This is a genomic window from uncultured Methanobrevibacter sp., assembly GCF_937906425.1.
Lineage (GTDB): Archaea > Methanobacteriota > Methanobacteria > Methanobacteriales > Methanobacteriaceae > Methanobrevibacter.
In genome coordinates this window covers 1-11,402 of the sequence record NZ_CALCYR010000264.1, presented here as the reverse complement: position 1 = coordinate 11,402, position 11,402 = coordinate 1, and the positions used below count along the sequence as shown (strand labels likewise).

General features: G+C 30.4%; 8 protein-coding genes. 3 read left to right on the top strand and 5 right to left on the bottom strand.

Annotation, left to right across the window (positions count from 1 at the left end):
• From Q0138_RS07825 to Q0138_RS07805, 5 genes are all read right to left on the bottom strand, one after another.
• Positions 1 to 3,577 (bottom strand): hypothetical protein (locus tag Q0138_RS07825; protein WP_297983029.1); only part of this gene is annotated, 3,577 nt, incomplete at its 3' end.
• 489 nt (positions 3,578 to 4,066) lie between these two features.
• Positions 4,067 to 4,819 (bottom strand): ATPase, encoded by a 753-nt coding sequence (locus Q0138_RS07820; RefSeq protein ID WP_297983026.1) that lies wholly within the window; start codon positions 4,817 to 4,819, stop codon positions 4,067 to 4,069.
• Between the two features lie 228 nt (positions 4,820 to 5,047).
• Positions 5,048 to 5,923: a shikimate dehydrogenase gene (locus Q0138_RS07815; RefSeq protein ID WP_297983024.1), complete on the bottom strand. Its 876-nt coding sequence runs from the start codon at positions 5,921 to 5,923 to the stop codon at positions 5,048 to 5,050.
• A 37-nt stretch (positions 5,924 to 5,960) separates the two neighbouring features.
• Positions 5,961 to 6,176: a hypothetical protein gene (locus tag Q0138_RS07810; protein WP_297983021.1), complete on the bottom strand. Its 216-nt coding sequence runs from the start codon at positions 6,174 to 6,176 to the stop codon at positions 5,961 to 5,963.
• On the bottom strand, positions 6,140 to 6,688 hold the full coding sequence (locus tag Q0138_RS07805) for a DUF2115 domain-containing protein (protein WP_297983018.1): 549 nt from the start codon (positions 6,686 to 6,688) through the stop codon (positions 6,140 to 6,142). The genes Q0138_RS07810 and Q0138_RS07805 overlap by 37 nt, the downstream gene beginning before the upstream one ends.
• 238 nt (positions 6,689 to 6,926) lie before the next feature.
• Between Q0138_RS07805 and hisS the strand changes: the two genes are divergently transcribed.
• The 3 genes from hisS to Q0138_RS07790 all read left to right on the top strand — a co-directional run bounded on the left by hisS (position 6,927) and on the right by Q0138_RS07790 (position 11,368).
• Positions 6,927 to 8,222, top strand: coding sequence for a histidine--tRNA ligase (gene hisS, locus Q0138_RS07800; RefSeq protein ID WP_297983015.1), 1,296 nt, complete (start codon positions 6,927 to 6,929; stop codon positions 8,220 to 8,222).
• A gap of 291 nt (positions 8,223 to 8,513) precedes the next feature.
• A complete protein-coding gene (gene hisI / locus Q0138_RS07795; protein ID WP_297983012.1) occupies positions 8,514 to 8,927 on the top strand; it encodes a phosphoribosyl-AMP cyclohydrolase in 414 nt (137 codons plus the stop codon).
• Between the two features lie 392 nt (positions 8,928 to 9,319).
• Positions 9,320 to 11,368 (top strand): PINc/VapC family ATPase, encoded by a 2,049-nt coding sequence (locus Q0138_RS07790; RefSeq protein WP_297983032.1) that lies wholly within the window; start codon positions 9,320 to 9,322, stop codon positions 11,366 to 11,368.
• The last annotated feature ends 34 nt before the right edge of the window (positions 11,369 to 11,402 follow it).

Genomic DNA, 11,402 nt, shown 5'->3' with positions numbered 1-11,402 from the left:
CATCCAATTCTTCAATTTCTTCCAAATCTCTTAATTCATCTAAATCATTTACATCCAATTCTTCAATTTCTTCCAAATCTCTTAATTCATCTAAATCATTTACATCCAATTCTTCAATTTCATCAATTAAATCTGATCCATCCAAATCTGCAGCATCTTCAATTATATCAGAACCGGAATCCTCGTCATCAACATCATTTGAAAACAAATCTGCAGATTCATCGAGCATTAAATCATCTGATTCATTTATATCAGCAGAAGCCTGTTTTAAATCAAAACCTGAATCATCATCCTCTGTTAAAAAAATATCCTCAATTGAAAGAGATTCATCATCATTTTCCATGCTTGATAAATTATCAGAGTAATCCTGTGAACCATATTCTGAAAAACCTTTAAATTTGGCAATGGCACCTAATGAATTAGTATTAAAACTAGTTTTCTTAGTTTTAGGCTTTCTTTTAATAATAGGAGTTTTAATTTCCTTTGCTTCTGATTGACTGTCTAACAATCTAGCTTCCTCTTCTGTAACAACTTTTCCTCCACGAACGATTTTTTTCTTGCTTGAAACTTTTGTTTTGGAAGTTTTTTTCTTATTTTTATCTGAATTGCTGTCTTTGATTGAATTGTTGTTGAAATTGGAAGGAGCAAAACTGGAATTAGACACTGAAGAGTTAAAATGGGATTTTGAAGAGGAATCTTCCTTAGCCAAATTTTTAGAGGATATATTTGAAACATCATTGAATAAAGAATTTGGATTATGCTTCTCTTTCAGATTTTTAGCACTTGAAAGATTGGATTCAGAGCTCAGTTCTAAGGAATTGTTTGAATAAGATCTCCTTTCAAAATCACTGCTTCTTGGATTAATCTCATTTGGCTTTTGACAAAAATCAAAATTGATTAAATTTAAAGAACCATCCTTATCATTGGAAAGTAAAACATTAAGTAAATCAAAATCCCAACCGAAGGAGTTCAATAGATTCATTAAAAAACTTAAGCTAATTGATTCCAAACCATATTTTAATCTAAAGAATATGGCAAAATACAGATTATCCACCTTATTAAACTCCAATTTTTGAGAATTGTCCAAGAGATTTAGGGAAAATAACTCCCTTAAATCATTTTTTTCAATAAAGCCCTTAAGTGTGAGATAAAGGTTTTCATCATTATAGCTTATGGTAATTTCCTTTCCATAATTGTTTGAATCATAATTTTTAAGTTTTATCTCCTTTAGGTTTCTGCGATTTAATTTTAAGTCAATATCATCCCCCATAGTTGAAAAGCCATTGTCTTCAAACTTATCATCCAAATTAAGTTCATAATCTTCATCATCTTCCAAGCCATCATCTGATTCCAAATCATCATAACTAATGTTTTCCAAGGTAGTGAGATTGTTTTCATCCCTTTTTGAAGCAATTGCATAAAATGGTGAGTTTTTAATATCTCCAATTTCATCTTCTGACCCATCAAGATCAAAGAGGGATGAATCGGAAGAATCAAGAGAATAAACTTCATCCTCCTCTAAAACAGCATCTGCATCAACCAAAGCATTAACTTCAGCAGAAACAGTATCTGCATCAACCAAAGCATCATCCTCAGCAGAAACAGCATCTGCATCAACTGAATCCTGACCATATGCTGAATCCGGATTAAGCCTATCACTACCTGCTGGAAGAGTTAAATCCTTATTTTCAATTGCAGAATCATCCTTTAACAAACTTGAACCATAATCAACCATAGTTGAATCTGAAGACTTTATATCCAATATAATGTCTTTTGACTCATCAAAATCTAAATTAAAATGCATATCTCTGACATCGACACCATCTGCAACAAGAGCCTCTTTTCTAGCATAAAAAGCATCCTCCTCACTGTCAAATAAACCTAAAGACTCATCACCATAACTTGCTGTCCATAAATGAGAATCCAAATCATATCCTATGCCTTCAAAATAGGAATATTCCCCATTATCCTTTTTTGGAGGAAATGGCATGTTCCTTAAAAACTGTCTTCTGAAATTCTTGATGGAATCTTTATCCCTGTCTCTTCCAATTGGATTTCCATTAAAATAGGCCACCCATTCATCTGATTCCTCATCAAAAACTATGGAATTTTCTTCAGAGAAAATATTTACCTTAAAATCAAGATTATCATCAAAGGATTCTTCCTGATTAAAAATTAAATTGCTTACATCAACACCCTTAGATTTTAAAAATTCCTTTTTAGAATTGAATGCATCCTCTTCAGTATCAAAAAAGCCAATTATAACATCCTTAATTTTCAAATACCAGATCAGATTTTCTTCATCATAAAAAATTCCCTTATGGATGGAATAATCCCCATTTTTATTCTTTTTAGGTTGTGCAAATCCAGCAACATACTCCAAACGTTTTTTCAAGGCTTCCCCTACACTGTCATAGGACCTTACAAATTTTCCCCTATATGAAAATCTCCATTTGGAACTGTCCTCATCAAAGGATATGCCTAAATCATTGGAACTGACCTTAATTGGAAATGCAGTAGGCAATTCACGAATGGCTTCCTCTTCACTGTCAAAATAGTCATAGATTTCCCCGTCCTTTTCAATGTACCATAACTTTTTATTTCTATCAAAGGAAATTTCCTTATGCTCAGAATAAGACCCGAATTTAGGTTCCGGCATTGGCAAGGTATCAATATACTCTTTTCTAGCAATCTTAGCCAAGTTTTCAGATGTGAAATATCCTAAAAACTTTTTATCGAATTTAGCAGTCCATAATTTATAATCCTCACTGAAACCAATTCCCTTTTCACGGGAATATATTCCCCCTTTCAATTTAGGCGGAATTGATATGTATGTGTAATTTTTAAATTCATCTGAATTAACATAGGCATATCCTCTTTTTAATGCAGTTTCCTTTGTTTTATAATGGCCTATAGTTATTACCTTTTTGTTCTTTTCAACAACTGCAGTCCAACAATTTAAATCCTCATTAAAAAATACATTATCCAAACTAAAATCCTTGCTGACATATTGATTAAGATCAATATTAGAATTTAGAGCAGAATTCAAATTGGGATTCGGATAATATGCAATTGAGTCATTATCAGGAATATTGTTTAAAGAATTCTTTAATGCATCCTTGTTTTGAATCATGTCAATGAAACTGGAATCATGTTGATAAGTAATGCCCATATATTTTTTTTCAAAAATAGCAGGATTGCCACTATAAGTTGCATAAAACCAACGAAGAATCTTAAAAATAGAACGATGAAATTTATATGCAATTTTTAACTCATCTCTCAAATCATGATGAGTAGCAATGTTTCTATAGTGGCGTATAGTGTTTAATTCCTTATAATACATGTCTGGAAGAGCTTCACCATCATGAAGCAATTCCAATTTTTGCAATTGGTTCATGTCTTCAACATTCAAATCCATGAACTTCGCTATATAAGTGGTTATTCTTTCAGCTATTTTTCCTGCCCAAATGACGGCATCCACACCGTCCCCTTCAACAATATTTTTCTCCATTCTCATACAAAATTTAGAAATATCCGGAAAATCATCATCTATAAATAAAAAACTGTGATTATTCATATAATCCCCCTTTATATTATTACAAACATTTCAAAAAATAAAAAAAGAAAAAATGGAAATGTTTTTCAATAATATATATACAACAATTATATTTAAAACTAATCAAAACTAAAAAATCATTTAATAATTTTTTAAAAATAGTTTAATATCTTAAACAATGAGAAAAAAATTAATAGAATATGTAAAAATAATTAATAAAAAAAACTATTGAATAAATGAAAAAAAAGAGAAAAAAGTGAAAAATAATTAAAAAAAAACTATTGAATAAATGAAAAAAACAGAAAAAAAGTGAAAAATAAATAAAAAAAATATTGAATAAATGAAAAAAACAGAAAAAAAGTGAAAAATAATTAAAAAAAACTATTGAATAAATGAAAAAACAGAAAAAAAGTGAAAATAAATAAAAAAAATATTGAATAAATGAATAAAAGAGAAAAAGAGTGAAAATAATTAAAAAAAATAAAATTAAAAAATGAAAAATCATATCATCTAATTTTGATTAGCCTCCAAAAATAGGGATGCTGCCAAAACATTTTCCTTGAATTGAGGATTTATTTCAGTTAAAAATCCCATAAAGGATTCTCCAATGTCATCATTTTCATAATCAATTTTATAATCCTTTTCAATTCCTAAAAAGTCATTTATCCATTCCTCAGGAACATTAATAAAAGGGAAAATAATATTTTTTTGAAGCCCATACCGATTTTTGATATCTTCTGACTTTTTATCCCAATCAATACCCTTTCCACTGAATATGTCATTTAGAATATGATTTACTTCCTGATTTAGGTTTATTGGTGAAATGATTGAATCAATAGCCTCAAAATCAATGTTTTCATCATATTCAACAAATCTAATTCCATATTTTCTGGAATAGGGTTCAACGACAATTGACAATAACTTATTGTATTCCCTGTCAATTTTTGGAATCAAGACAGTTTCCTTTGGTTTTAATGAGTCTGCCAAGGTCTTTGAAGCTCTGGATGAAATCTTTTGAAAAAGGGATGATCTTATAACCTCAATATCAGGATATTGCTTATTGAATATGGAGGTTCTCTTTTTTGAAAACTTTGAAAAGCGAAGATTTTCAATATATAATCTAATTTGACCATCATCATTAAAAAAGCTTACAAAACGAGTGTCAACACCAATTTGTTTTAAAAACTTCAAAACATCTTCCTTAGACTCAGAAAGAACATCTTCATCCTGATTTAAAACAAAATTTGATAAAAAATCATCCATACTATCACTGAAAAATAAAAGTTATTTTAAATTATCTAAAATTTTTTAAAAACATTATATAAAAAATATTTTAAAATTATCTAAAAAAAATATTTTAAAATTATATAAAAATTATTTTAAAAAAATTATCTAAAAAATATTTTAAAATTATCTAAAAAAATATTTTAAAATTATCTAAAGATTATTTAAATAAGAAAATTAAATTTTAAAAAATCTTAATAAAAATCATTAAATTCCCAATACATCCAATAATGCCTTTTCCATCTCTTCCACAGGAGCTTCTCTGCCTAACCATATCTCCAAGCTGCGAACTCCCTGATACAATAACATCTTATAACCATAAACCACTTCACAGCCTGCTTTTTTAGCTTCCTTAATCAAAGAAGTTTCCATAGGAGTGTAAACTATGTCATTTACCACCAAATCTTCATGAAGCATGTCTGAACTTGCAATTGGCTTTTGATTGATATTTGGATACATTCCCAAAGGACTTGTATCAACCAAGACATCAGATTCAGAGATTTCTCTTTTCAATTCATCCAATTCATAAGCATTTATGATTATATCAATGTCAAACTCTTTTAAATTATTTTTCAAGTCATCTGCAAGATTTTTAGCCTTATTATAATTACGGTTTAATATTGACAATTCCATTATTCCAGAGTTTGCAATCTGAAATGCAACTGCCCTTGATGCACCACCAGCACCTGTGATTGTTACTTTCTTGTCATTTAGGGAAGTTTTCTCCTCAATTGCCCTTACTGCACCATAGGCATCAGTATTATAACCTTTAGCAATAACTGAACCATCATCATATGAAAAGTCAATTGTATTAACTGCACCAATCATTTTAGCTATTGAATCTATATCATCAAGGAAATTGATAACTTCCTGCTTATGAGGAATTGTTACATTCAAACCTTTAATTCCAAGAGCCTTAGCACCTGAAATTGCATTTTCCAAATTTTGAGGCAAAACATGAAAAGGAAGATAAATGTAATTTAAAGCTAAAGCATTTAAACCTGCATTCTGCATTGCAGGAGAGAATGTATGTTCAATCGGATCTCCAATAACTCCTAAAATATTTGTTTTTCCATCTACCATTTTATCTACCTTTAATTAAAATATTTCAATACAATTACTAAACAATAGCTAAAAATAAAAAAATTCCAACAATAAATCCATAAACAAAAGCTAAAAATAAAAAAATTCCAACAATAAATTCATAAACAAAAACTAAAAATAAAAAAATTCCAACAATAAATTCATAAACAAAAGCTAAAAATAAAAAAATTCCTACAATAAATTCATAAACAAAAGCTAAAATTCCAATTGTTCTGCAATGCACATCTTGCATACTGCATTTGGAGATTCAAGATTAGCTTCCTTGACAGGACAATAGAAGACTCCATCATGCTCTTCAACCTGCAATGAGCCTGGGAAAGGTGTTCCAACAGGATGAATAGGCTCCTCCAAAACATATGTTGTATAAAGTGAAACAATTGCATAAATCAATGGAAACTTGGTTTTGGACTCTTTTGATTCGGCATCATGATAAGATTTCAGGGTGGCTACAGAATCAATGAAATCCTCCTTATCAATGTCTCCATCATAATTATTATTGTCATCCCTAATACTTTTTATACGACCTAAAAAGTATTTTACATAAACTCCATGACTTTTTTCCTTATAATCGTCCTGAACATATTTCATGTCCTCTATCAGCTCTGCATTAACCAACATCAAATCATAGACTGAAATTGTTCCGGAATGTTCCTTCAGGAGATTCAAAAGAGCATTTTTGGAGATTGTTTCCTCCCCACTTACAATATCTCCAAAATCATCATAGATTTCCAAATATTTAGTCATAAATTACCTCACAAATAAAATTAACAATAAATAATGATTTAAATTATAATTTCATATTCATTTTAAAAACTTGTTCAATTAAAATTATTAAAATATTATTATAAAAATCTTATTGTTAATAACTATATATAATAATTAATGATATATATTATATTGTTAAATGATTTACTGAATTATTTAAAAAAAATATTACAAAAATCATATTTATAAAATTATTATTAGAAATGGAGAGTCTTAAATGGAATTTGAAAGACCAAGAGGAACAAGAGATTTTCTCTTTGAAGAAATGAGACAAAGAAAAGAAGCTGAAGACATTTTAAGAAATGTATTTGAAAACTATGGATTTGGAGAGGTGCAAACTCCATTATTTGAAGATTTAAAATTATTTACAACAAAATCCGGAGAGGAAATTGTAGATCAACTTTACAATTTCAAGGACAAGGGAAACCGTGACCTTGCACTTAGACCTGAAATTACAGCTCCTATTGCAAGATTATACCTGAATGAATTGCAAAAGACTGCAAAGCCAATTAAGCTTTATTATTATGGAAGCTGTTTCAGATATGAAAGACCTCAAAAAGGAAGATTCAGACAATTCTGGCAATTCGGCTGTGAATTGATAGGAGCTAAAACTCCTGAAGGTGAGGCTGAGGCAATAGCTCTTGTAAACAATTCACTTGAGGCACTTGGAATCACTACAGCTGAAATCAATGTAAATCACTTAGGAATCATCAGAGGCCTATTTGCCCACTTTGACATTGACAGCGAAACACAAAGAAAGATCATGATTGTTATTGACAAGGGAGACAAGGAATTGCTGAAAGAATCCCTCATTGGAGATAATCCAATTATTGAAAACAATCCTGAACTTAATGAAACATTGTTTAAGCTTATGGATTTGGTAGGTGATTCATCAATAATAGATGATGTAAGAGAACTTATAGAACCTTATGAAGAGTCCCACCAGGCCTTATCTGAATTTGAGGAACTTATAAAAACCTTGGAAAGCTTTCAGGTATTCAATTACAAACTAAACCTTGGAGTTGCAAGAGGACTTGACTACTATACCGGAATCGTATTTGAGGTATATGTACAAGGCCTTGGAGCTCAAAAACAGGTTTGTGGTGGAGGAACCTACAATCTCGTTAAGTTATTTGGCGGAGAGGATGTTGTTTCCACAGGATTTGCATTAGGATTTGACAGATTGATGAATGCAATTGAAGAGTTGAATGGCAAAAAAGAATTGGAACCTCTTGTAGACACTTATGTTGCAGCAATTTCCGAATCAACCAGACATGATGCATTCAAGATAGCCCAAAGTCTTAGAAAGGAAAACATAGCGACTGAAGTCGACCTTTCAAGAAAAAAATTCAAGAAACTCCTTTCCTATGCAAATAGGATTAATGTCAAACATGTTGTTCTTGTTGGAGAACGTGACCTTGAGGAAGGAAAGGTTACTGTTAAGGACATGGAAAGCGGAGAACAGGAATTAGTAGCTATTGATGAAGTTGCTAATTACATTAAAGAAAATTAATAATTATTTTCTTTTTTTAATTTTTTATTTTTAAAATAGTTTATAAGTATTTAAAACTAATTAAAAAACTAAAAAATACTATTAAAAAATATTTTTAATTAATTTTAATTTAAAATAAACTAAAATAAATTTCAATAATAAAAAAAGACTCTTTTTAATAATAATTATAATTTTTTAAAAATATGAAAATATGAAAAATTAAAATAAGATTTTGTAAAATAAATAGAAAAAATGAAACTAAAAATGAAATTTTGAAAAAATAAATTAATAAAATTCATTAAAGGTGTAAAAATGGATTTAAACTTTAGATTAGATGTAAATGGAGAAAAATTAGTAATCGGAATTGCACAGGATTACCAAACAAATGACATACTTATGGTAGCTTTTATGAACAGAGAAGCTGTTGAACAAACATTAAAAACCAAAAAAGCCCATTATTACAGTACTTCCAGAGGAAAACAATGGTTAAAGGGAGAAAGCTCTGGAAATGTACAGACAGTTAAAGAAATATTTATTGACTGTGACGCTGATGCAATAATTATGAAAGTGGACCAGAAGGGAGCTGCATGCCACGAAGGCTACAGGTCATGCTTCTTTAGACAAATCGATCTAGAAAAGGAAAACATCTCCCTTGACACACTTGAGGATGATGACATTAAAGTCATTTCAGAAAGGTTATTTGATCCAAAGGAAATGTACGGATAAATAAATTCATTTTACAAAATTAAAACCTAAAATTAATTTAATTGATTTAATTGATTTAATTGATTTAATTTAATAAATTATTTTAATTTTAATTTATTCCATTATTTTAATTACTTTAAAAATGTAATTAAACTAATTATTTTAATTTTAATTTTAAATTATTCAAACATTTTAATTTTAATTTTAATTAAATCAATAATTATAATTACTTTAAAAATGTAATTTAATTAATTAATTTAATTAATTGATTATTTATTAATTTAATAATTACTAAAACTGATTAAATTTATTAACAAAAACCATAGGAAGTGAAACACGTGGATTATGATGATTACAGTAATTATGATAGTGATTACAATGAAGAAAATAATTACAACAATAATCTAAAAAGAATAGTTCCGGATACAAGCGCAATCATAGAAGGAAATGTGGAAAAGATAATAAAAGAAAAGGAATTGAACTTTCCAACAATAATTGTTCCGGAAGCTGCAATAGCTGAACTTGAACATCAGGCAAACACCCACAGACCCACTGGAGTCAAAGGTCTTGAAGAACTGAAGAAACTTCAGGAAATGGCTGAAATCGGAGAAATCTCAATTGAGGTTAAGGGCAGAAGACCTGTAAAATTTGAAAAAAACAATGCAAAGCTTGGTGAAATCGACGGCCTGATTAGAGATTTGGCTAGAGAGGAATTGGCTACACTGCTTACAAGCGATAAGATACAGGCTAAAACTGCAGAGGCCCAAGGAGTCCCTGTAATTTATTATGCACAGGAATATAAGGGGGACATTAACTTAAAAATAGCCAAATTCTTTGATGAAGATACAATGTCTGTTCATTTAAAGGAAAATGTAGTCCCAATGGCTAAAAAGGGAAAACCTGGACATATTGAACTTGTAAGACTTGGAGATAAGGCTTTCAGCTACAGCCAATTGGAAAACATTGCAGAGGAAATCCTTGAAAAGGAAAGATATGACGCCAAAACCTATCTTGAGGCAGACATGGAAGGGGCTATTGTGGTCCAGTCAAGGGATCTCAGAATCTCAATTGCAAGGCCTCCATTTTCAGAGGGTCTTGAAATCACAGCTGTAAGGCCTGTTGCAGAAGTTTCCCTTGAGGAATATGGAATTTCAGAAAGATTGATGGATAGATTAATAAACAGTGCAAGAGGAATCCTTATTTCAGGAAGCCCTGGAGCGGGAAAAAGTACATTTGCACAAGCCATAGCCAAATTCTATGACGAAGACCTGAATAAAATCGTGAAGACAATGGAATCTCCAAGAGACCTTCAGGTTGCAGATACAATTACCCAATATGCACCTCTTGAAGGGGATATGGAAAACACTGCAGACATACTTCTTCTTGTAAGGCCTGACTTTACCATCTATGACGAGCTTAGAAAAAACCATGACTTCAGCATCTTTGCAGACATGAGGCTAGCAGGGGTTGGAATGATTGGCGTTGTCCATGCAACAAGACCTATAGATGCAATCCAAAGGATAGCAAGCAGGGTTGATTTAGGAACAATCCCATCAATCGTCGATACAACAATCTATATTGAAGACGGTGAAATAGCTGCAATCTATGAAACAAAGCTTACAGTTAAGGTTCCAACAGGAATGGAGGAACGTGACCTTTCAAGACCAGTCATTGAAGTTAGGGATTTCGATACAGGAACATTGGTAAATGAAATCTATACCTATGGTGACCAGACCATTGTAATGGACATTGGAATGGTTGAAAGATCAAAGATGGAAAAGGCAAAAAGAGAAAAAAGCCCTGTTGAGCTTATTGCAGAAAGGGAAATCCTAAAGACAATGAAAAGGATTGCTCCAAAGGCAAACATTGAAGTAAGTCTTGAAAACAGCAAAAGGGTCAACATCTACATGAGCGAAAGATACATTGCCAAAATCATTGGAAAAGGCGGAAAACGTATTAATGAACTTGAAAAGGAAATTGGAATTAAGATGAATGTTGAACCATTGTCAAAGGCTCCTGAAAGTTTTGAAAACAGACTCATTAAAAGATCCAAGGAAAATAATGAAAAAAATAAAAGAAAGGAAAAGAAAAATAAAAAATCCAAAAAACAGGAAATCAATGAGGCAAATGAGATTTTAAAGGACCATAAGTTAAAAGATTATTCAAAATCAAATGAAGACCATTATTTCGACTTTGAGGATGATGAAGAAGAAATAAATGATGATCTTTACTATGAAGTCTTTGAATTGGCTCCTGAAATAAGAAAGGACCATCTTGTATTGCCAATCGGCAAAAGGCATGTTGGAAAATCCTTTGATATTCTTTTGGAGGACAAGTATATTTTTACTGCAACAGTAGGTAAAAGAGGACATGTCAAACTAAATAAGAATATGGACTTGACTGAAGAGCTTATTGAAGGAATGGAAAGAGGCTTAAGAATAATTGCAAAGGTAAGGGATTAATTTAAAATAATAAATTAATTTTAATATAAAATTT